This is a genomic window from Larsenimonas rhizosphaerae (assembly GCF_026240105.1).
Lineage (GTDB): Bacteria > Pseudomonadota > Gammaproteobacteria > Pseudomonadales > Halomonadaceae > Larsenimonas > Larsenimonas rhizosphaerae.
On the sequence record NZ_JAPIVE010000002.1, the window covers coordinates 310,468 to 333,447 of the forward strand.

Consider the following 22,980-nt stretch of genomic DNA (forward strand, 5'->3'; position numbering starts at 1 on the left):
TTTCATGTCAAACGCTGAACGTGTTCAGTTTTTCTTGAAACGCTTGCGCTCGTTTTCCGTCAGGTGCTTCTTGCGCAGACGGATGTGCAGCGGAGTAACTTCCACCAGTTCATCTGAATCCAGGAACTCGATGGCCTGTTCCAGTGTGAACTTGATCGGCGGTGTCAGAACGATGTTCTCGTCATTACCCGTTGAGCGCATGTTATCGAGCTTCTTGCCCTTGGTCGGGTTGACCACCATGTCGTTGGCACGGTTGTTGATACCGATCAGCATGCCTTCGTAGACTTCCGTGGCATGGTCGATGATCAGCTTGCCGCGATCCTGCAGGGCATACAGCGCGTATGCCAGTGCCTTGCCGCCGACCATGGAGACCAGTACACCGTTGCGACGCTCGATGGAGGCATCGGGCTTCAGCGGGCCGTAGTGATCGAAGCGGCTGGTCAGAATACCGGTGCCGGAAGTCAGGGTCAGGAACTGACCACGGAAACCGATCAGACCACGTGCAGGAATGATGAAGTCCAGACGAACACGGCCCTTGCCATCCGGGTTCATGTTGGTCATTTCACCCTTGCGATAGCCCAGTTCTTCCATGATCGAGCCCTGATGCTGCTCTTCACAGTCGATGATGACTTCTTCGTAAGGTTCCTGCTTGACGCCGTCGACTTCCCTGATGATGACTTCGGGACGGCCCACGGCCAGCTCGAAGCCTTCGCGACGCATGCTTTCAATCAGTACGGACAGGTGAAGCTCACCACGGCCGGAGACCTTGAACTTCTCGGGCGTTTCGCCCTGTTCAACACGCAGTGCCACGTTGTGAATCAGCTCCTGATCAAGACGGTCCTTGATATTACGGCTGGTCACGTACTTGCCTTCCTTGCCCGCGAACGGCGAATCATTGACCTGGAAGGTCATCGACACGGTAGGTTCGTCAACGGTAAGCGGCGGCAGGGCTTCCACGGCGCTGTTGTCGCACAGGGTGTCGGAAATCGCCAGATTTTCGATACCGGTGATGCAGATGATGTCACCAGCGGTGGCTTCATCGGTCTGTACACGGTCCAGACCCATATGAGTCATGACCTGGCCGACCTTGCCCTTGCGGGTAGCGCCTTCCTTGGTGACAACCGTGATCTGCTGGTTCGGCTTGACGCTGCCGCGCTTGATGCGGCCCAGGCCGATAACGCCGACATAGCTGTTGTAGTCCAGGGCAGAGATCTGCATCTGGAACGGTGCTTCAAGTTCGACCTTGGGCGGCTCGACGATGTCGACGATGGCCTGGAACATGGGATCCATGTTGTCAGCCAGATCTTCAGGGTCCATGCCGGCAATGCCGTTCAGGGCAGAGCAGTAGATGATCGGGAAGTCGAGCTGATCATCGCTGGCACCCAGGTTATCGAACAGATCGAAGATCTGATCGACAACCCAGTCAGGACGTGCGCCCGGACGATCGATCTTGTTGACCACAACGATCGGCTTCAGGCCCTGGTCGAAGGCTTTCTGGGTCACGAAGCGCGTTTGCGGCATCGGGCCGTCAACGGCATCGACCAGCAGCAGTACGGAATCGACCATGGACATGACGCGCTCGACTTCGCCACCGAAGTCAGCGTGTCCAGGGGTGTCCACGATGTTGATGTGGTAGACATCCTCGTTATTGGGGGCCTGCCAACGGATCGCGGTATTCTTGGCCAGGATGGTAATACCACGTTCCTTTTCCTGGTCATTGGAATCCATGATGCGTTCCTGGCCTTCTGCCTTGCGGTCCAGCGTACCGGACTGGCTGAGCAGTTTGTCGACCAGGGTAGTTTTGCCATGGTCGACGTGCGCGATGATGGCAATATTACGAAGCTTTTCGATCACAACGGGGTCCTGTCAGGAAGGGGCGCCAGATAAGTAGGAGTGCGCCACGGGTGCTTGTCATGAGATGCGGCATCTGCTGCGGGGGTACTGCGTGTCTCCTTGCGGCAGGCCTGCAAACCACGAAACAGCCACACCTGCTTTTAAAGACATCGATGCCGGGCATCGAAGTGGTCGCTATTGTCGTGGGTTCCGGTCCTGGCTTCAAGCCAAGAAGCACTTAATTTTACGCAATCGACCTGGTTGTAGCGTATTGGCCTGCTGAAACAGGCCGTCAGCCTCTCTGTCAGGGTGTGTTGCACCAGGAGGGAGCGTTCGGTATTCATTATGTGTCATATTGGTGCATGTCATGGCCGTGCCAGAGAGATCCGAGCGATGGCAGGACGGTGTTTCGGTGAAGAAAGGCATTTTTGTATTTTGATTTATGCTTTAAAACAGATGCTTGCATATTGCATGTGATGCCTCGCCCCATTTTGGCACGCTCAATGCATTGCAATTGCACAGTCAAAAGGCAGTCTGCACTCAAACAAGGCGCCGACTACACTTTATATCCGTTAGTTCGTTGCAGCATTACATACGCCATCTCGAGCCAGGCTCATATTGGAGGAATACCATGGCAGATAAAACGCTTGCCCTGATTGAAGAGCACGACGTCAAGTGGGTCGACCTGCGGTTTACCGATACCAAGGGCAAGGAACATCACGTCACTATCCCGTCCCGCTCCGTTGATGACGAGTTCTTCGAAGTTGGTCAGATGTTCGACGGTTCCTCCATCGAAGGCTGGAAGGGCATCAACGAGTCCGACATGATCCTGCTGCCGCAGGATGGCACTGCCTATCTTGATCCGTTCACCGAAGACCCCACGCTGGTGCTGCGCTGCGACATCATCGAGCCGGCCACCATGCAGGGCTACGAGCGTGATCCGCGCTCCATCGCCAAGCGCGCCGAAGCCTACCTGAACAGCACCGGCCTGGGCGATACCGCCTTCTTCGGCCCGGAGCCTGAGTTCTTCATTTTTGATGAAGTGCATTTCAAGACCGACATGCAGGGCTCGTTCTACCGGATCTCTTCCGAAGAAGGCGCCTGGTCAACCGACTCCACCACCGGTGAAGGCGGTAACATGGGCCACCGCCCGCGTGTGAAGGGTGGCTATTTCCCGGTACCGCCGGTCGACAGCTTCCACGACATTCGCGGTGCAATGTGTAATACCCTCGAAGCCGTGGGTCAGAGCGTTGAAGTACACCACCACGAAGTGGCCAACGCCGGTCAGAACGAAATCGGCGTGAAGTTCAACACGCTGGTCAAGAAGGCTGACGAAGTTCAGACCATGAAGTACGTGATCCACAACGTGGCGCACGCGTACGGCAAGACGGCCACCTTCATGCCCAAGCCGATGGCTGGCGACAACGGCAGCGGCATGCATGTTCACCAGTCTTTCTGGAAAGACGGCGAAAACATGTTTGCAGGTGATGAGTACGCGGGTCTGTCTGAAACTGCGCTTTACTACATCGGCGGCATCATCAAGCATGCACGTGCCCTGAACGCGTTTACCAACGCGTCCACCAACTCCTACAAGCGTCTGGTACCTGGGTTTGAAGCGCCGGTCATGCTCGCCTACAGCGCGCGTAACCGCTCTGCATCACTGCGTATTCCCTATACCTCCAGCCCGAAAGGCAAGCGTGTCGAGCTGCGCTTCCCTGACCCGACGGCCAACCCGTACCTGGCATTCTCTGCCATGCTGATGGCCGGCATCGACGGGATCAAGAACAAGATCCATCCTGGCGACGCGATGGACAAGAACCTGTACGACCTTCCGGCAGAAGAAGCCGAAGCCGTACCTACAGTGGCTTCAAGCCTTGAAGAAGCCCTGCAGGCGCTCAGGGATGACCACGCCTTCCTGACCGAAGGTGGTGTGTTCACTGATGACATGATCAAGGCCTACCTTGAGCTCAAGGAAGAAGACGTAACGGCCCTGCGCATGGCGCCGAGCCCGATCGAATTCGACATGTACTACAGCCTCTGATCGCTGTGTTATCGAAAGGCCCCGCTTCGGCGGGGCTTTTTTTGTGCTGAAATACGCAGTACACGCTCTGATCGGGCGGCAGGCAGGCGAGGAGTGTCATGAGGAAAAAAGGGGCAGGCATCGCAGCGCTTTTGCTGCTGGCAGGGGCATGGGGTGCCCAGGCTGCCACGGTATATCGCACCGTGGATGAACAGGGACAGGTGCACTTTTCCGACCATCCCCTGCCGGGAGGCAACCCTGTATCGGTACCCACGCCCGGCGTGGTACCTGCCGTACCCAGGGGGATGGCAACGCCGTCTGCCTCGGTTCAGCAGGACGCTGCATCAGCGTATCGGCGCTTTGTGATTGATTCACCGGCGAACGAGTCGACGATTCCGCCTGGCTATGCCGGTGATATCCAGGTCTCCGTAACGGTGGTGCCTGCACTTGAGAAAGTGCATCGGGTTCGGCTGATGCTGGATGGGCGCGTCAGCCAGTCGGCGCTGCATGCCACGGTCTTCATGGTTTCCGGAGTCGAGCGGGGCGAGCATACCCTGCAGGCCGAAATGCTCGACCGCCAGGGCAACGTGTTGCGTCGTACCCCACCGGTGACGGTGTTTGTGCACCGTGCCCGAGTCAATCGCCGGGCCGGACAGGGTCCGGTTGGCGGCGTTTCAGGTGTTAATACCCCCTGAACGGGCATTCGGAAATAAAGGAAAATCCTCCTTGCACCTTGATGGTGCATCATTGGCGCCCGGTCCTTTATCCTTTGCGCTCTCGGCGCGCATGTTATGCCGGTTGTGCCAATAGTGGCGCGTTTCTTGCACTACCACAGTGAATCACGCTGACGGGGAACAGGATGTACCAACGGCTGCTAGAAAATCTCACCACCGCAGTAGTACTGCTCGATGGGGCGTTACGTGTTCGGTGGATGAACCCGGCGGCCGAGGCCATGCTGGGCATCAGCCTGCTTCGTGTCCGGCAGTCAGGCCTTGAGTGTCTCGAAGATGCACATTCCGATATCGGTGTTCGATTGCGGCAGGCGCTGGCGACGCTGCACCCGTATACGCAGCGCGAGGTGCCTCTGACGCTGAGTAACGGCGGCAGCATTACGGTGGATTACACCGCTTCGCCCCTGTCCCGGGATGAACTGCTGCTGGAGTTCGAAGCCCGGGATCGCCTGATGCGCATTTCCCGGGAAGAGGCGCTGGTAGCGCGCCAGGAAATGGTCAAGGTGCTGACGCGGGGACTGGCTCACGAGGTCAAGAATCCGCTTGGTGGCATTCGGGGCGCAGCACAGCTTCTGGAGCGGGACCTGCCAGATGACAGTCTGGTGGAATTTACCCGGATCATTGTCGAGGAGGCCGACCGGCTGCGGGATCTGGTGGATCGCATGCTTGGCCCCAACGTCATGGTCGAGCATCTGCCCTTGAACATTCACTCCGTGCTGGAGCGGGTGCGTACGCTGCTTCGCGCGGAAACGAATCGTGTCTGCTTCGTGGGCGATTACGACCCCAGTCTGCCCGAGCTTGTAGGCGATGAGCGCCAGTTGATTCAGGCCGTACTGAATGTGGCTCGCAATGGCGTACAGGCTCTGGAGGAGAGTGGCACCGAGTCGCCCAGGCTGATACTCAAGACTCGCGCCCGTCGGCAGTTCACGCTGGGCGCCGAACGGCACCGCCTGGTATGTGAAGTATCCATTATCGACAACGGCCCCGGCATCCCGGAGCAGCTGCGCGAATCCCTGTTTTATCCCATGATTTCCGGCCGTGCCGAGGGCAGCGGGCTGGGGCTTTCCATTGCCCAGTCCATCCTGCATCAGCACCACGGCTTGATCGAGTGCGATTCCGAGCCGGGCAGAACCCTGTTTCGTCTGCTGATCCCCCTGGAACCGACCCCATCAGAGAAGGAGCGTACTGCCCATGACCGATAGCGCACGCATTTATATTGTTGACGATGACCGGGCCATCCGGTGGGTACTGGAACGCACACTGGCCTGCCCGGATCTGGAGGTGGAAAGTTTCGAACGTGCCGAGACCGCCTTTGAAGCCATCGCGCGCCAGCCGCCGGATGTACTGGTTACCGATATTCGCATGCCCGGTGTGGACGGGCTCGATCTGATGGCGCGAACCCGGGAGCGTTATCCGGAACTGCCAGTGATTGTCATGACCGCACATTCAGACCTGGACAGTGCCGTGGCGTCCTATCAGGGCGGCGCATTCGAGTACCTGCCCAAGCCGTTTGATGTCGATGATGCGCTGGCTCTGGTGCGGCGCGCCGTAGCGCATGCCCGCGAGCGCAAGGCGCCCCTGGATATTCCCGAAAGTCTGACCACCGAAATCATCGGCGAGGCGCCGGCGATGCAGGAAGTCTTTCGTGCCATCGGCCGGCTGTCCCAGTCGCACATCACGGTCATGATCAATGGCGAATCCGGGACCGGCAAGGAACGCGTGGCCCAGGCACTGCACCAGCACAGTCCGCGATCACGGGCTCCTTTCATTGCCCTCAACATGGCGGCCATCCCGAAGGATCTGATGGAATCGGAGCTGTTCGGCCATGAAAAGGGCGCCTTTACCGGGGCAACCTCTCAGCGACGCGGGCGTTTCGAGCAGGCCGATGGCGGCACCCTGTTTCTTGACGAGATCGGGGATATGCCGGCAGAAACCCAGACACGACTGTTGCGTGTGCTGGCTGATGGCGAGTTTTATCGCGTCGGCGGGCATACCCCGGTCAAGGTCGATGTACGCATTATCGCCGCGACTCATCAGCATCTGGAGTCGCTGGTCGAGGATGGCCGCTTCCGAGAGGATCTGTTTCACCGCCTCAACGTTATTCGCGTGCATCTGCCGCGGCTGTCGGAGCGCCGGGAAGACATTCCCCGGCTGGCTCACCACTTTCTGGCCGAGGCCTCCAGGGAACTGTCCACCGAGTCCAAGGTGCTGACCCGTGATGCCGAAATGCACCTGGCCTCGCTTCCCTGGCCGGGCAATGTACGCCAGCTTGAAAACACCTGCCGCTGGCTGACAGTCATGGCCTCCGGGCGGGAAATCCTGATTGATGATCTACCGCCTGAGCTGCGTGATATCAGCCAGGACGCAGGGTATGCCGATGACTGGCGGGGGGCATTCCGAGGCTGGGCCGACCAGGCACTTGCTGCAGGCCATACCCACCTGCTCGAACAGGCCGTTCCGGACTTTGAACGGATTCTGATCGAAACGGCACTCAAGCATACCGGCGGACGCAAGGGGGAGGCCGCCGAGCTGCTGGGCTGGGGGCGCAATACCCTGACGCGCAAGCTCAAGACATTGCTGCCGGCTCTGGCCGACGGGGACTGACCTATCGCGGCGGTACCTGAAAGTGGCTCAGCTGTGCCCCGAGCTGGTCAGCGGCCTGTAAAAGCAGATCGCTGTAGAGCGCGACGGTGGCCTCGTCGAAGCGTTCGTCGAGCCCGGTCAGTGCCAGTACACCATGATGGCGCCCCTGCTGGTCCCGCAGGGCCACGGCCACGGCGGCCAGTGAGGACGTGCGCTCTCCACGGGAGACGTGCACGAGCTGATCACGGGGGGCATCGAACATGCGTGCAGTGGCGCCGTTGTCCAGCGCGTACCGGCTGCCTTCTTCGACAAGGTGGCACAGTTCATGGGTACCCGTTTCGCGGAAGCGGCAGATGCGGGTATCTCCGTCACGGGTGCTGAAGGACGCGGTCTCACGGGTACGGTTTCTCAGCTGAACAAGATGGGGGCGAATCAGGGTTTCCATGTCCGGATGCTGGTCGCTGGCCAGAGTACCGAGTCGAGCCAGGGCCGGGCCCAGATGATAAACCCCGGCCGTGTCCCGGGTGAGATAGCCAAAACGCTCCAGCGAACTCGCCAGCCTCAGGATCGTGCTTTTATAAAAGCCGGTATGCTGCGATAGTTCGGTCAGGGTAAATATATGTTTTCGTGAAGAAAATGTATTGAGCAACGTCAACGCACGCTCCACTGATTCCACACGCTGTTGGCCCATGTGCGATATCTCCGTGAATGTTCTGCAAGGGTGCGTCAGGTGAAACCGCTCGACCATTGCGCTTTGGTCGAGTAGGTGCCCCTGGCTGGCAGGGCCGGTAGAGCGGTGCCAGAATAGCGCTTCATTCATTTGCCAGCGGAATAACTCATGTCTTCCATGCGCTGGGCCAGCCTTCTGGCCCCGGCCCGACTCAATGACAAGCCCGCCGGTTCCGAGCGGGAAGTCGGGCGGTCACCGTTTCACAAGGACTTTGACCGGATTGTCTTTTCCGGTTCCTTTCGCCGTCTTGGGCGCAAGACCCAGGTCCATCCGCTGACCGAGAACGATCATATCCACACCCGGTTGACGCACTCGCTGGAAGTCGGGTGCGTGGGACGCAGTCTGGGCATGATGGTGGCCGAGGGGCTGGCCTCTCGGCTGCCGGCTCATGTGACGCCTGCCGATATCGGTGTCATCGTCCAGGCGGCGTGTCTGGCGCACGATATCGGCAACCCGCCATTTGGCCATGCGGGGGAATATGCCATTCGTGACTGGTTCAGTCGCACCCTGGCCAGTCAGCCGGCCCTGTTTGACGGATTGTCTGAGCAGGAGGTGCAGGATCTTTTGACCTACGAAGGCAACGCCCAGGGGTTCCGGGTGGTGACTCAGGTGGAGTACAACCAGTTTCGTGGCGGAATGCGCCTGACCCTGCCCACCCTCGGAGCAATGATGAAGTATCCGTGGACCGTGACGCAGGCCGGACGCAGCGGCAAGTTCAGTGCCTATCAGTCCGAGCGGACACTGCTGGAAAGCGTTGCGGAGCAGCTGGGTCTGCTGAAGCGGGATGACGATGTCTGGTGCCGCCACCCCCTGGCCTATCTGGTCGAAGCCGCCGATGACATCTGTTATGCATTGCTCGACCTGGAAGATGGTCTCGAGATGGAGATTCTGTCCTTTGACGAGGTGGCTGATGTGCTGATCAGCATTGCCGGCACCATCCCTGAGGACTATCTGCGCATGAAGGAGGAGGGGGCTTCACGTCGGCGGCAGATCGCCGTATTGCGCGGTGCAGCCATGGAGCGTGCCGTTAACGAAGTGGCTCGTGCGTTCATTGATCACGAAGCCTCGTTGCTTGGCGGCGCCCTTGAAAGTGATTTGCTGGAGCTGTGTCACCCGGACCTGCACTGGGGCGTCAGTCAGGCCAAGCAGATCGCCCGGGAGCGTATCTTTCGCAATCCGCGCAAGGCAAAGCTGGAAATCGGGGCCTATACCACTCTGGGCATTTTGCTGGAGGCCTTCATCGGCGCAGCGCATGAACTGCACACCACTGGCAAGTCGAGTTTCAAGCATGAGCGCGTGCTGGCATTGATAGGTGAAAACACGCCACTGCCGTCCTGGTCGCTGTATGCAAGCTACCGGCGGATGCTGGACTTCATTGGCGGCATGACGGATCACTATGCCGTGGATCTGGCGCAGGAGATGGGAGGACGATTGAAAGGGGACTGAATGATACGTATCCATAACGCCATGATCTAATGAAAGCGAAAATGGATAACGGGTTGTTATACAAGGCACATTAAAATACTCTCCTGAGTAGGTGTGCGTGATGGACGTACCGGGTTAACTGGCAGGGCCTTTTGATCCAAAGGCCCTGCCGGTTCGTCTGTATGCCTGTCGCGCGCTTCTCTTACAAAAAAGGAATCCCCTGTATGGGCAGTGCGTTTTCTCGTATCGACAAGGTGTTGTTTTTTGGTGTTCTTCTTATTCTTTTCTCGGCAACAGTGCCGCTGGTGGCCTTTCCAACACTTGGAGCAAGCTGGGTCGCACAGGCGAAGAACTATGTAACAGATAACTTCGGGGTGGCGTATCTGGCCCTGGGGATCAGTTCATTTGGCTTCATGATCTATATCATTTTCAGCGACATCGGCCAGATCAAGCTGGGCGAGCCTGAGGAAAAGCCCGAGTTCCATATCCTGTCCTGGGCTGCGATGCTTTTTTGCGCCGGCATCGGTGGGGCCATTCTGTACTGGTCCATGATCGAGTGGGTGTATTACATGCAGGCCCCTCCGTTCAATGCCGAGCCATTCTCGGAAGAGGCCGTGACCTGGGCCACAACCTATGGAATCTTCCACTGGGGGCCGCTGGCCTGGTCGATGTATCTGGTACCGGCCCTGCCAATTGCCTATTTCGTGTACGTCAGAAAGCGTCCCGTGCTTCGCATCAGTGAAGCCCTGCTGCCGGTGCTGGGTGAAACCCTGGCCCATGGGTGGCTGGGCAAGCTGGTCGATATCCTGTTCATCTTCGGGATGCTCGGGGGTGGCGCGACCTCGCTTGGCCTGCTGGCGCCCCTGATCAATGAGTCCCTCGGCGTGCTGTTTGGTGTTCCCACCAATCTGGTCACTCAGCTTCTGGTTCTTATGGTGTGTACGATCATCTTCGCCAGCAGTGCCTATGTCGGGCTCAGCAAGGGCATCAAGCTGCTGTCGGATATCAACCTGTGGCTGGCGCTGGGGCTTCTGGCATTCGTGCTGGTGGTCGGGCCGACCCAGTTCCTGCTGAAGACCGGTCTGAATGCCATTGGCACCATGGCGCAGAACCTGATCCACATGGCCACCTGGACAGAGCCGTTCGGTAATCTGCAGGGCTTTCCGAAATCAAGCTTTCCTGAAAACTGGACGATCTTCTACTGGGCCTGGTGGCTGGTGTTTGCACCGACCGTGGGGCTGTTTATCGCGCGTATTTCAAGAGGTCGGACCATTCGTACCATGGTGGCGGGCTCGCTCTTTTTCGGCACCCTCGGCTGTGCGCTCTTTTTCAGTATCCTTGGTAACTACGCCATCTACCTGCAGCTGACCGATGCGCTGGATGTGGTGTCGATTCTGAATAATCAGTCGCCGGAAGCCGCCATCCTCGCGGTGTTGAATTCGTTGCCGCTGTCCTGGCTGGTGATTGCCGTATTCACCATCCTGCTGGTGATCTTTACTGCCACCACCTTTGATTCCATCTCCTACATTCTGGCATCGGTGGTCGAGTACAAGATGGATGAAACCGGTGAGCCCATGCGGTGGAATCGCTTGTTCTGGGCCTTTGCCATGTCGATTCTGCCGATGACGCTGCTGTTTCTGGGGGGCTTGAGCACGCTGCAGACTGCGGCTGTCGTCAGTGGCGTGCCCTTGCTGGTTGTGGCTGTGCTGTTGATGATTTCAACCGTGCGTGCGGCGCGCTTTGACCTTCGTTATCAGCCGCACTACGACGATCCGCAGATCAATATCCAGGAATTTCCCGAAGCCGACCCCTGGACCGAGGAAGGCAGCTGGGAAGAAGTCAACGATGAAAATGGCGCATCGCTGACCCGCAGTGACAAGGGCCCCGATACGCCTTGAGTGCTTTTGGGCTCTGCATGACAAAAAGGCGCCTTCGGGCGTCTTTTTTATGTCTGGCATGGCGCTCAGGCGGTAGTCGCACAGACGCGGAGACAGTATGTTGATGCAGGACAGGTATCTTGAATCAATATCGCGACGCATCAGGAGGCGCAGGCAACCAATGACACACACCATCATGATGATCGGCTATGGGGCCATGGGGCGCGAGGTTCATCGTCTGCTCCCTGAAGGCGTGGTACTTGGCTGCATCATCGAGCATCCCGCGGCCTGTGAGGCGCTGCAGCGCGAACTGGGCGATGACATTGCCGTAGTGTCGTCCGTGGCAGCGTGCCGCGTGGTGCCGGCACTGGTGCTTGAATGTGCCGGTCAGCCCGGCCTTCGTGCCCACGGCGCGGATGTATTGAGGCAGGGCTGGTCGCTGGCGGTGATTTCGGTGGGTGCGCTGGCTGATCCGGCCCTGTATGCGGAGCTTTGCAGGGCGGCAGAGCAGGGAAGCAGCCGCTTTGAAGTACTGGCCGGCGCGGTCGCCGGGATGGACGGTCTGGCGGCTGCCAGAGAAGGCGGGCTGGATACGGTCACCTATGAAGCGCGCAAGGCGCCGCGAAGCTGGCAGGGAAGCCATGCTGATACTCTGATCGCGCTGGACAGGGTCACGGAGCCTGCCGTGTTCTTTGAAGGCAGCGCCGGCGAGGCAGCGCTGCTGTTTCCGGCCAATGCCAATGTCGCTGCCACGGTCGCTCTGGCCGGTGTCGGTATGGAAGCGACGACGGTCAGGCTGGTGGTAGACCCGCATACCACCCGCAATACCCACCGTATTGTGGCAACGGGACGGTTTGGCGAGTTTGCCATCGAGCTGAGCGGTTATCCCCTGGAGGCCAATCCAAAAACCTCTACGCTGGCTGCGCTGTCCGTGGTGCGTGCCTGCCGTCGGCTGGTCACGCCGGCCCTGATCTAGCGACCTGATACCGGCGCAAACACCGACCAGCCGATCTGCTCGCTCAGCCGTTCGAGGGCCGCCATGCCTGCCAGGGAGTTGCCACTGGCATTCAGCTCGGGGGACCACACGCACAGGCTGAACCGGCCGGGAACGATGGCCACAATGCCGCCGCCCACGCCGCTCTTGCCCGGCAGTCCCACGCGGTAGGCAAAATTGCCGGCTTCATCGTACAGGCCGCTGGTGGCCATGATGGCATTGATCTGCTGGGTCTGGCGCGGGCTGACGATCTGGGCGTCGCTGTGAATGCAGCGCCCCTGATTGGCCAGAAAGGAGAAGGCACGTGCCAGATCCACACAGCTGGCGGCCAGCGCACAGTGGTGGAAGTAGCTTCTCAGCACATCTTCAACTTCGTTGTTGAAATTGCCGAAGGACTGCATCAGATACGCCATCGCGGCATTGCGTGAGCGGTACTGGTACTCGGACTGCGCGACGACATCGTCGGAAATGATGGTCGGATTATCGGCCAGGCGACGTACGAAATCCCGCATCGACAGGATGGGTGCAGCAAAGCGTGACTGGTTGATATCGGCAATGACCAGTGCGCCTGCATTGATGAACGGGTTACGGGGCCGGCCCTGCTCGAACTCAAGCTGTACCAGTGAATTGAAGGCCTGGCCGGAAGGCTCATGCCCCAGCCGTGACCAGATGTCCTCGCCCGAGTGCTGAATCGCCTGCACGAGGCTGAACACCTTGGAAATACTCTGAATCGAAAACGGGGTATCCGCCGCACCGGCAGTAAAAAGCTGGCCGTCAACGCCCATGGCCGCGATCCCCAGCTGGTTGGGATCTACTTCACCCAGTGCCGGGATATAACGTGCTACCTGCCCCTGACCCAGCAGGGGGCGTACATCATCAAGAATCGTTTTAAGGAGGGACTGCATGAAGGGGGTACTCACCGCCAGTGGCTCTCTGAGACGGCGAGTGTACCGCGCTTTGGCGGACAATAAAGCGTTGAATGGTCAACGTTGCCCGGCCTGTCCCGTGAGGGGAGCAGGCCGGAGCGAGGCACGTCAGTCTGTTACTTACTTGTCGGGCTGCGGCGTGACGCGCAGGTAAGGTGTTTTCTCGTCCCAGCCTTTCGGGAAGAGGGTTTTGGCGGTGTCATTATCCACCGAAGGCACGATGATCACGTCGTCGCCGTCAGTCCAGTTGACCGGCGTAGCCACCTTGTACCCATCGGTCAGCTGCAGGCTGTCGATCACCCGCAGGATCTCGGTAAAGTTGCGCCCGGTGCTGGCTGGATAGGTCAGCGTCAAACGGACCTTTTTCTGCGGGTCGATGATGAATACCGAACGCACGGTGTTGGTGCTGTCGGCATTGGGGTGAATCATGTCATACAGCGTGCTGACGCTGCGGTCGCTGTCGGCCAGCAGCGGAAAGTTGAGGCCGCAGCCCTGGGTACGCTCAATGTCGTTGCCCCACTGGCCGTGCTCTTCCAGAGAATCGACCGAGAGGCCTATCGCCTTGACGTTGCGCTGCTCGAACTGCGGTTTCAGGCGGGCGACCTCACCCAGTTCCGTGGTGCATACCGGTGTGAAATCGGCCGGATGCGAAAACAGGATCACCCAGTTGTCGCCTGCCCAGTCGTGAAACCGGATGGGGCCGTCGGTGCTGTCCTGGGTAAAGTCCGGTGCGGTATCGCCCAATCGAAGTGCCATGAAAACCTCCTTCAGGGTTCTGCATCAATGAACAGGAAGGCGTTCTGCGCATGCGCCGAAAGCGTAGAGGCTGACAGGAACGTCCATGAGACAAGCATTGTGGTGATTGGCCCGTTTCTCAAGTGGCGTTGTGTTACCGACATGAAAAAACGCGCCCGAAGGCGCGTTGCAGATCATCAGAACCGCATGTCAGACCGCATCCTTGCCGGTTTCGCCGGTACGGATACGGATAACCTGTTCCAGCGGAGATACGAAAATCTTGCCGTCACCGATCTTGCCGGTGTTGGCCACACTGGTAATGGCTTCGATCACCTGATCGATCATGCTGTCATCGACGGCCACTTCAAGTTTTACCTTGGGCAGAAAGTCGACCACGTACTCGGCGCCACGATACAGCTCGGTGTGCCCCTTCTGGCGGCCGAATCCCTTGACCTCGGTGACGGTGATGCCCTGTACACCTACTTCTGAAAGGGATTCACGAACGTCATCAAGCTTGAACGGTTTTATTATGGCGGAGACCAGTTTCATTGCTTCTCTCCCTGCGGTATCGATAAGGGTGTATCCCTTGCTTGTGCATAAGCATACAACGGCTTTTGCACTCCCACAAAAATGCGTTGTCCTGATCATGAAAAAAGGCCCCGCAAGGGGGCCAGGAGAGCACGCCAGCTCAACAATCGTTTTATTTTTTGCTGCCGATGAATTCCGGATACGCTTCCATGCCGCACTCGGTGATATCGACGCCTTCGTATTCCTCTTCTTCGCTGACCCTCAGGCCGATGACGGCCTTGATGATGGCCCAGACCACCAGACTGGCCACGAAGGTCCATGCAAAGATGGTGGCGATGCCAAGCAGCTGAGCACTGAAGGTGGCATCAACGTTGGACAGTGGCACTGCCAGCAGCCCCCAGATACCTACCGCGCCATGTACCGAGATCGCACCGACCGGATCATCGATTCTAAGCTTGTCGAGCGAGACGATGGCGATAACCACGATCAGCCCGCCTACCGCACCAACCAGAGTGGCGCCCAGGGCAGAAGGAGCCAGCGGCTCCGCCGTGATGGCCACCAGGCCGGCGAGAGCGCCGTTGAGCGCCATGGTAAGGTCCGCCTTGCGGAACCACAGGCGTGCCAGAATCAGGGCAGACAGCACGCCCCCGGCAGCAGCGGCATTGGTGTTGACGAAGACCTGCGCTACCGCGTTGGCTTCACCGATATCGGAAATCTTGAGCTCGGAGCCGCCATTGAAACCCAGCCAGCCGAGCCACAGGATGAACGTACCCAGTGTTGCCAGCGGCATGTTGGCCCCCGGAATGGCGTTGATCTGACCGTTCTTGCCGAACTTGCCCTTGCGAGCGCCCAGAAGGATAACCCCGGCCAGGGCTGCCGTGGCACCACAAAGGTGCACGACACCTGAGCCTGCAAAGTCCTGGAAGCCGGCGGTATCAAGGAAGCCGCCGCCCCATTTCCAGTACCCCTGAATCGGGTAGATGAAGCCGGTCAGGATCACGGAGAACAGCAGGAATGCCCAGAGCTTCATGCGCTCTGCCACCGCGCCGGAGACGATCGACATGGCCGTGGCCACAAACACCACCTGGAAGAAGAAGTCCGAACGTGCGGAGTAATAAACATCACCTCCGCTGGCCAGTACCTCTTCAGGCGTATGTTCGGCACCGATCAGGAAGCCCAGGCTGGGCATAAAGCCGCCGGCATCGCTTGAGTACATGATGTGGTAGCCCACCAGCAGGTACATGGTGCAGGCAATCGCGAACAGTGCGATATTCTTGGTCAGGATTTCGGTCGTGTTCTTGGCACGTACCAGTCCTGCCTCGAGCATGGAAAAGCCGGCAGCCATCCATAGCACCAGCGCGCCGGTCATCAGAAAATAGAAGGTATCAAGTGCGTATTTGACTTCGATCAGATCGTTCATGGTCCTGTTCCTTGAATGGCGTTCTCCGGGAGATCACACCGCATCGGGGCCGTGCTCACCGGTACGGATACGAATCACGTTGTCCAGAGGGGTAACGAAGAGTTTGCCGTCGCCAATCTTGCCGCTGTTGGCGGCCTGACAGATGGCGTCCAGAACGCCCTCCACCCGGCTGTCATCCACAGCGACTTCTATTTTTACCTTGGGAAGAAAATCCACCACGTATTCTGCGCCGCGGTAGAGTTCGGTATGCCCTTTCTGTCGGCCAAACCCCTTGACCTCGGTGACAGTGATGCCCTGAACGCCGTTATCGGCCAGCGCCTCACGCACATCGTCGAGTTTGAATGGCTTGATAATGGCAGTGACAAGCTTCATGCCTTGTTCTCCTTGAGGTGTCTCCTGGTAAAACATGGCAGGCACCATGCCAATGCATACCCTGTTCCTTTTTAATCAACCACTTGGATTCAGAGTGGTGCGGCTGTGTATCGTTGTGGTGCACAGGGCGCTGGCGCGACGCACCAAATGGAGGCTCTTTTGGGGCGAGTGGGGCGTACTTGCACTGTGGGGGTGCATGAGGCGAGTGATGTGGATCATTAGGCGTTTTGCGGTCGTCATGCGTATCCTGTAGAGCACATAGTTGAACAATGAGGGAACGACCATGGCCAATAGGGATGTATTCAGTCGCTTTGCCCAGCAACTGGGCGATCGTCTGCAGGACGTATCGCATGCGCCTGAAGATATTCAGCGCAGTGTACAAAGTGCAATGAAAAGCACCTTTGATCGCTTTGATCTGGTATCCAGAGAAGATTTCGACATCATGATGGATGTGCTGCAGCGCACACGGTCTCGTGTCGAGGCACTGGAGCAGCAGGTCGCCAGTATGGAATCCCAGCTGGACAGCCTGCGTGGCAAGACCACCACGACCGCCAATGCCGAAGCCAAAAGCGATCTGGGTGAAGACACCTCGGCTGCCCCGGAAAGTGGCTCGCCAGGCGCTGCCTGATTCGGTGAACCATGCTGTAACCCCGCCACCGTGCGGGGTTTTTTTATACCTGCGTCATGGGCTCGTCACCGGCCTGACCTCAGACTGTCATGCCTGCTGACCACACTTTCGGCCACCAACCCGGGAGGTAGATCATGGTGAAACGCAGGAACATTCTGTCATGGGGGCTCAAGGCCGGTGCCGGCGCAGGGCTGTTGGGAACGGGCATTCTCGGCGCCCCGGCGATCGTGCTGGCTGAACATCGCCGGCCGCAGGCGGTGTCCGGGGTCATGAGCGGCGATGTGCTGAGTGACCGGGCCGTGCTCTGGAGCCAAGCGGATCGGGCAGCCTTCATGCATGTCGAGATTGCCGACAACCCGGCCTTCAAGCAGGCACGACGGCTGCCGCGACTCGGCCTTCTGCCGGAAACCGGCCTGGCCGGCAAGCTCGATGCCACAGGACTGCGCGGCTGGGATCACCTCTACTACCGGGTATGGTTCGAATCGCCGGGAGATCACCGCGCCCTGAGTGAGCCGGTAACCGGCACACTGCCACTGGCACCGACGCGTGCCCGGGATATCCGCTTGGTATGGTCCGGTGATGTGGTCGGGCAGGGCTGGGGGATCGATGAAGCTCGAGGTGGCATGACCATTTATGACGCCATGCTGAAGGTCAACCCCGATTTCTTCATTCATTCAGGCGATACCGTATACGCCGATGGCCCGCTCGAGGAGCGGGTCATGCTCGACGATGGCAGCGTATGGAATAATCTGATGACGCCGGCCAAGCGCAAGGTGGCAGAAACCCTCGATGAATATCGCGGTCAGCACGCCTACAACCTGAAGGACCGCAACGTTCGAGCCTTCAATGCCGCCGTACCGATGCTGGCGCAATGGGATGATCACGAAACACTCAATAACTGGTACCCCCAGGAGGTGCTCGCCGATGACCGTTACAGCGAGAAAAACGTGGCATTACTCTCCCAGCGTGCCCGCCGCGCCTTCCTCGAATTTACCCCCACCCGCATGGCGCCCGACGCGCCGCAGCGCATCTACCGGAAGTTTCCCTACGGGCCGGGGATGGAGGTCTTCATGCTCGACATGCGCACGTATCGGGGGCCCAACAGCACCAATCTACAGCCCGACGCCTCGCCGGCGACGGCCTTTCTCGGCGAAACTCAGTTCGACTGGCTGAAGCGTGCCCTGACCGCGTCCACCGCGACCTGGAAAATCATCGCTGCGGACATGCCCATCGGCCTGCTGGTGCCTGATGGTGACAGTGGCGATTTCGAGGCCATTGCCAACGGCGATCCCGGCCGGCCTTTGGGTCGTGAGCTGGAAATGGCCCGGCTGCTGACCTTCATTCGGGATAACCACATTCGAAACGTCGTCTGGCTGACCGCCGATGTGCATTACACCGCCGCTCATCATTACTCGCCCGAGCGGGCCGCCTTCAAGGAGTTTGCCCCGTTCTGGGAGTTTGTCAGCGGGCCGCTGCATGCCGGCACCTTTGGCCCGGGCAGCCTGGACAATACCTTCGGCCCGCAGGTGATGTTTCAAAAGGCCCCGCCCGAGGGCCAGAAGAACCTGCCCCCGTCCCGGGGATATCAGTTCTTCGGCCAGGTGGATCTGGAGGGCGAGAGCAACGTGCTGACCGTCACCCTGAAAGACAGCGCCGGCACCCGGCTTTACCAGCAGGCGCTGACCCCCGAATACGCCTGACAGGGCCTGCTGTCCTTCAATGAAGGGCTGATCTGCCTGCCCATGGCCCCGCACTTCGGGGCCATGGGCAGGTATCGTTTAGTCGCCCCGCCTCGTGGTATCCGCCTGCCCGGCACGCATGGATACCCGGCATCAGCGATTTCCTATCGGGCATACAGAGAAACGGCTTCCTGACGATATAAGGCGAAAGCATATTTTTTAACCGTGTATCGTCTGTGCAGGAACCAGCCTATGTCACTTGCCATCATCCGTACCCGTGCCAGTGTCGGGCTTGACGCACCTCAGGTGCTGGTCGAGGTACATCTTTCCAACGGGCTGCCGGGGCTTGCCATTGTCGGCCTGCCGGAAGCCGCCGTGAAGGAAAGTCGGGAGCGGGTGCGTAGTGCGTTGATCAATTCAGGGTTCGAATTCCCTGCTCGACGGATCACACTCAACCTGGCTCCGGCGGATTTGCCCAAGGAGGGCGGGCGATTCGATCTGCCGATTGCCCTTGGCATTCTGGTGGCTTCAGGCCAGGTACCGGGAGAGGCGGTCGCGACGGTCGAATGTCTGGGTGAGCTGGCGCTGGATGGCAAGCTGCGCGGTGTGACCGGTGTGCTGCCGGCGGCGCTGGCGGCCTGTGATGCAGGGCATTCCATGATCCTGCCGAGCCGCAATGCCGATGAGGCCTCTCTGGCCGGTGATCTAGCCGTTCATCCTGCCGGCGACCTGCTTGAGGTGGTGGCGCATCTGGTGGGTCAGACCCGCATCCCCCCGTACCAGCGAACGGAGGCGCCTGGCGCGCAGCTTCCCCAGGCAGATCTGGCCGAGGTGCGCGGGCAGCATCAGGCCAGGCGCGCCCTGGAAATAGCGGCTGCCGGGGGGCATAACCTGCTGTTCGCCGGGCCGCCAGGAACCGGCAAGACCATGCTGGCCAGTCGGTTACCGAGTATTCTGCCGCCATTGTCGGAGCGTGAATGTCTGGAGGTGGCGGCGATCCGCTCCGTGTGCGGGCTTGATATTCTCGAGCGCTGGGGGCAGCGGCCCTTTCGCGCACCTCATCATACGGCCAGTGCTGTCGCACTGGTCGGCGGTGGCTCGAAGCCCCGGCCCGGCGAGATCTCTCTGGCCCATCAGGGCGTTCTGTTTCTGGATGAGCTGCCGGAGTTTGATCGCAAGGTGCTGGAAGTCATGCGTGAGCCGATCGAGTCCGGCGCGATTCATATCGCCCGAGCCAGCCATCACCGCCATTATCCAGCCCGATTTCAACTGGTCGCTGCCATGAACCCGTGTCCGTGTGGCCACCGGGGAGACCCCCGACAGGCCTGCAAGTGCACACCGCAGCAGGTGCAGCGTTATCAGGCACGGTTGTCCGGGCCGCTTCTGGACCGTATTGACCTTCAGATCGAGGTGCCGGCCCTGCCGCCGGAGCAATTGACCAGCGTACGCAGTGGTGAAAGCTCGACCGTGGTGCGTCAGCGGGTCGTGGCCGCCCGTGCCCGGCAGCAGGAACGTGGTGTATTGAATGCCCATCTACCCCCCACGCCGCTCGAAGCAGCCTGTGGTCTGGGGGCACCGGAGCGCCTGTGGCTTACCGAGGTACTGACGCGGCTGAACCTGTCGGCCCGTGCCTACCATCGGGTCCTGCGTGTGGCATTGACCATTGCCGATCTGGCCGGTGAGGCGCGCGTAAGTCAGCCGCAGCTGATGGAGGCCATCGGCTATCGACAGCTTGATCGAATGATGGGACGAGGGTGATGATCTATAACCTGCTTGACACTATCCGTGGCATGACGACGGTGAGGATGTGCACATGTTGAGTGATCTGACCCTGGTTGAATCGACACGGCTTGCCGCGATTGAAGCCGAGCGGCAGGCGAGGCTGGGTGCCAGTGCCTCACTGAACCGCGTCAGTGAGCTGATCTGTGAGCTGATTGGTGTGCCTACCGGGCTTGTGACACTGGTGGGGGATGAACTCCAGTGGATAGTGGCCCGCACCCGGTTTGATTGTGCCTCGACCTCCCGGGAAAATGCGTTCTGCAAGTATACCGTGGCCCGCCGAGCGCTGACCGTGATCGAGGATGCCACCCAGGATGAGCGAGTGAAAGAAAACCCGCTGGTCATTCGGGCCCCCAATATTCGTTTTTATGCCGGTGTGCCGCTGATTACCAGCGAAGGGCATGCCATTGGCAGCGTCTGTGCGATCGACTATGAACCCCGGAGACTGACGGGTACGCAGGCACGGCAGTTGCGGATGCTGGGAGATATTGCCACGGACATACTGGAGGCCCGCCATCGTCTTGGAATGGTGGAGTCCATTACGCTGTTCCCGAACTGCCATCAGCTGCGCAAGGATCTGGGTGACATGATGCAGCCGGCAGCCCAGGCCGAGCGGTACAGCCTGTTCATGATATCGACCATCGATATCAATTACATGAACGACATCACCAGCAGCTTTGGAGGCGTGGCCACCGACACCCTGATCTGCGATGTTGCGGCCCTTCTACAGCTTTTGATGCCGAGCGAGTGGCCTCTGTACGCCGTCTCGCCGTCCCGGTTTGCCTTTGTTGTGCCCTTTGCACAACGGGCCGCAGCGCTTGAGTGTATCGACCTGTTCTCTGATCGCATGGAGGACTATCACCAGGGCTCCATTCCGATTCGACTCGATGTGCATGCAGGCGTTCATGACTTCGATACCCTCGCGATGGATGGCCATGAGGTCTATCGCAAGGCGCTGAATGCCCTGCATGCGGCCCTGTCCATGGATATGAAGGTACTGGGCTACCGTGCGGGATACGATGATGAGCAGCGTGAGCATCTTCAGTTGATGATCGAGCTGGCAACTTCCATCGAGGCCCGACAGGATCTGTTCATGGTCTACCAGCCGAAGGTGGATCTGAAGACCAACCGGATCGTGGGGCTTGAGGCGTTGCTTCGCTGGAACCATCCACGCCGCGGAATGATTCCGCCGGGAGAGTTCATTTCCCTGGTCGACAAGACCAACCTGATCAATCCGCTGACGTACCGTGTGTTTGAAATGGCCGCCGCCATGGCCCGTACCTGTTACCTCGCGGGTGGCACTGCGCGGATTGCCATCAATATTTCCACCTCCAATCTGCTGGATGACGGCATGGTGGATATGTTCAGTCGCATTCTGGAGAAGGAGCAGGCCCGTGCCGAATGGCTGGAGCTTGAATGCCTTGAAACCGAAGGGTTGCTCGACAACACCCGGGCGGTGGCCACGCTTATCGAACTCAAGACACTGGGGTTTCGGCTGTCCATCGATGACTTTGGTGCGGGCCACAGCAACATCAACTATCTACGCCGCCTGCCCACGGATGTCATCAAGATTGACCGGTATCTGATCAGTGATATCGCTACCGACCCCGCCAGCCGGTTCATTGTCGAGAAGATCGTCGAGATGGCGCATTTCCTCGCGTTGAAGGTCGTGGCCGAGGGCATCGAAAACGAGCCGACGCTGGCACTGTTGCGCGCCATGCACTGTGACGCCGCGCAGGGCTATCACCTCTTTCGTCCCATGCCGGAAGCCGAAGCCTTCGCGCTGGTCGCCGGCTGTGATGACACGCTCGCCGGGTAAGGGCGGGCGGGGCGGGGCCTTTCATATGAGCAATTTCTCGATATGATCGGTTGAAGGTCGTTAAGCTATGGTTCAATAAGGCGTATAGTAGAACGTCTGCAGCAGGCTGTAACAGCCATGCATGCCAGCCCTTCCAGAAAGGGGCACACGAACCATTGACCGAGACCCCCCATGACCGATGCACCTCGCAATCGTCAGCGCCGCGCGTTCATGCGTAACTCACTGCTGAGTATTCCCGCAGTCAGCGTTGGCTCCAGCCTGGCCTTCAGGGCCAGTGCGGCAGCGCCTGAGGCTCCGCCGCTTCATGATTATTATCCGACCTTTTTTACCTCTGAAGAGTGGCAGTTCATTCTGTCGGCCACGGACCTGCTGATTCCGGCAGACGATACGGGCCCCGGGGCGCTGGATGCCCATGTTCCCGTATTCATCGACAGGGAGCTGGCCGGCGGGTACGGTCAGGCTGAACACTGGTACATGCAGGGGCCGTTCCGCACCGATGCGCCCGCCGAAATGGGCTATCAGCTGCCTCATACGCCCGCAGCGGTGTATCGCCTCGGCATTCGTGCTACCGACGCCCATTGCCGTCGTCATTTCAGCAAGCCCTTTGCAGCCCTCGACAAGGCAACGCGCACCGAGGTGCTTTCAGCCCTTGAGAAGGGAACACCGGATTTCAATGCGCTGGGCATCGCGAACCTTCCCAGCAGCACGTTCTTTGCCTTTTTGCTGCAAAACACCCGGGAAGGGTTCCTGTCTGATCCGATCCATGGCGGCAATCGCCATATGGTGGGCTGGAAGATGCTGGGCTTCACAGGCGCGCGTGCCAGTTTCCGCGAGTGGGTGGATCAGTACGACCAGCCTTATCCTCTGGGTCCGGTAAGTTTGAACGGCGAGCGAGGCTGAT

At 59.3% G+C, this 22,980-nt stretch carries 19 protein-coding genes; 12 read left to right on the forward strand and 7 right to left on the reverse strand.

The annotated features are described in order from the left end of the window. Positions 1–24: 24 nt before the first annotated feature. Positions 25–1,854 carry a translational GTPase TypA gene (typA, locus tag OQ287_RS07940; protein WP_250935071.1) on the reverse strand — a complete coding sequence of 610 codons (1,830 nt, stop codon included), beginning with the start codon at positions 1,852–1,854 and terminating at the stop codon, positions 25–27. 610 nt (positions 1,855–2,464) lie between these two features. Between typA and glnA the strand changes: the two genes are divergently transcribed. The 4 genes from glnA (at position 2,465) to ntrC (ending at position 7,188) form a co-directional block, all read left to right on the forward strand. Then, the gene (gene glnA / locus OQ287_RS07945; protein WP_250935072.1) at positions 2,465–3,874 is read left to right on the forward strand and encodes a glutamate--ammonia ligase; all 1,410 of its coding nucleotides are present in this window, start codon (positions 2,465–2,467) and stop codon (positions 3,872–3,874) included. Positions 3,875–3,972: 98 nt separating this feature from the next. Then, positions 3,973–4,548 (forward strand): DUF4124 domain-containing protein, encoded by a 576-nt coding sequence (locus OQ287_RS07950; protein ID WP_265896104.1) that lies wholly within the window; start codon positions 3,973–3,975, stop codon positions 4,546–4,548. Between the two features lie 164 nt (positions 4,549–4,712). Beyond that, positions 4,713–5,786 carry a nitrogen regulation protein NR(II) gene (glnL, locus tag OQ287_RS07955; RefSeq protein WP_322974109.1) on the forward strand — a complete coding sequence of 358 codons (1,074 nt, stop codon included), beginning with the start codon at positions 4,713–4,715 and terminating at the stop codon, positions 5,784–5,786. After that, the gene (ntrC, locus tag OQ287_RS07960; protein WP_250935074.1) at positions 5,776–7,188 is read left to right on the forward strand and encodes a nitrogen regulation protein NR(I); all 1,413 of its coding nucleotides are present in this window, start codon (positions 5,776–5,778) and stop codon (positions 7,186–7,188) included. Before glnL ends, ntrC begins: the two co-directional genes overlap by 11 nt. A gap of 1 nt (position 7,189) precedes the next feature. Here ntrC and OQ287_RS07965 read toward each other — a convergent pair whose 3' ends face one another. Then, entirely contained in the window at positions 7,190–7,858 is a 669-nt protein-coding gene (locus OQ287_RS07965; protein ID WP_250935076.1) for an IclR family transcriptional regulator, read from the reverse strand. Positions 7,859–8,005: 147 nt separating this feature from the next. On the opposite strand from OQ287_RS07965, the gene OQ287_RS07970 reads away from it, so the two are divergent. The 3 genes from OQ287_RS07970 to OQ287_RS07980 all read left to right on the forward strand — a co-directional run bounded on the left by OQ287_RS07970 (position 8,006) and on the right by OQ287_RS07980 (position 12,175). Beyond that, on the forward strand, positions 8,006–9,343 hold the full coding sequence (locus OQ287_RS07970; RefSeq protein ID WP_265896105.1) for a deoxyguanosinetriphosphate triphosphohydrolase: 1,338 nt from the start codon (positions 8,006–8,008) through the stop codon (positions 9,341–9,343). A 203-nt stretch (positions 9,344–9,546) separates the two neighbouring features. Continuing rightward, positions 9,547–11,220 carry a BCCT family transporter gene (locus OQ287_RS07975; RefSeq protein WP_250935081.1) on the forward strand — a complete coding sequence of 558 codons (1,674 nt, stop codon included), beginning with the start codon at positions 9,547–9,549 and terminating at the stop codon, positions 11,218–11,220. Positions 11,221–11,380: 160 nt separating this feature from the next. Then, positions 11,381–12,175 carry an aspartate dehydrogenase gene (locus OQ287_RS07980; protein ID WP_265896106.1) on the forward strand — a complete coding sequence of 265 codons (795 nt, stop codon included), beginning with the start codon at positions 11,381–11,383 and terminating at the stop codon, positions 12,173–12,175. Here the strand turns inward: OQ287_RS07980 and glsB are convergent. From glsB to OQ287_RS08005, 5 genes are all read right to left on the reverse strand, one after another. Further along, positions 12,172–13,098 carry a glutaminase B gene (glsB, locus tag OQ287_RS07985; protein ID WP_250937946.1) on the reverse strand — a complete coding sequence of 309 codons (927 nt, stop codon included), beginning with the start codon at positions 13,096–13,098 and terminating at the stop codon, positions 12,172–12,174. The two genes, OQ287_RS07980 and glsB, sit on opposite strands and share 4 nt — an antisense overlap. Before the next feature lie 141 nt (positions 13,099–13,239). After that, positions 13,240–13,875 (reverse strand): peroxiredoxin, encoded by a 636-nt coding sequence (locus OQ287_RS07990; protein ID WP_265896108.1) that lies wholly within the window; start codon positions 13,873–13,875, stop codon positions 13,240–13,242. Between the two features lie 189 nt (positions 13,876–14,064). Next, positions 14,065–14,403 (reverse strand): P-II family nitrogen regulator, encoded by a 339-nt coding sequence (locus OQ287_RS07995; RefSeq protein ID WP_250935086.1) that lies wholly within the window; start codon positions 14,401–14,403, stop codon positions 14,065–14,067. A 151-nt stretch (positions 14,404–14,554) separates the two neighbouring features. Then, positions 14,555–15,802: an ammonium transporter gene (locus tag OQ287_RS08000; RefSeq protein WP_250935087.1), complete on the reverse strand. Its 1,248-nt coding sequence runs from the start codon at positions 15,800–15,802 to the stop codon at positions 14,555–14,557. 33 nt (positions 15,803–15,835) lie between these two features. Next, positions 15,836–16,174, reverse strand: coding sequence for a P-II family nitrogen regulator (locus OQ287_RS08005; protein ID WP_250935088.1), 339 nt, complete (start codon positions 16,172–16,174; stop codon positions 15,836–15,838). Between the two features lie 283 nt (positions 16,175–16,457). On the opposite strand from OQ287_RS08005, the gene OQ287_RS08010 reads away from it, so the two are divergent. The 5 genes from OQ287_RS08010 (at position 16,458) to OQ287_RS08030 (ending at position 22,979) form a co-directional block, all read left to right on the forward strand. Next, a complete protein-coding gene (locus OQ287_RS08010; protein ID WP_250935089.1) occupies positions 16,458–16,802 on the forward strand; it encodes an accessory factor UbiK family protein in 345 nt (114 codons plus the stop codon). Positions 16,803–16,936: 134 nt separating this feature from the next. Further along, a complete protein-coding gene (locus OQ287_RS08015; RefSeq protein WP_250935090.1) occupies positions 16,937–18,502 on the forward strand; it encodes an alkaline phosphatase D family protein in 1,566 nt (521 codons plus the stop codon). A 231-nt stretch (positions 18,503–18,733) separates the two neighbouring features. Beyond that, positions 18,734–20,239 (forward strand): YifB family Mg chelatase-like AAA ATPase, encoded by a 1,506-nt coding sequence (locus OQ287_RS08020; RefSeq protein WP_250935091.1) that lies wholly within the window; start codon positions 18,734–18,736, stop codon positions 20,237–20,239. A 55-nt stretch (positions 20,240–20,294) separates the two neighbouring features. Continuing rightward, the gene (locus OQ287_RS08025) at positions 20,295–22,079 is read left to right on the forward strand and encodes an EAL domain-containing protein (RefSeq protein WP_265896109.1); all 1,785 of its coding nucleotides are present in this window, start codon (positions 20,295–20,297) and stop codon (positions 22,077–22,079) included. Positions 22,080–22,250: 171 nt separating this feature from the next. Continuing rightward, a complete protein-coding gene (locus OQ287_RS08030) occupies positions 22,251–22,979 on the forward strand; it encodes a gluconate 2-dehydrogenase subunit 3 family protein (RefSeq protein WP_250935093.1) in 729 nt (242 codons plus the stop codon). The last annotated feature ends 1 nt before the right edge of the window (position 22,980 follow it).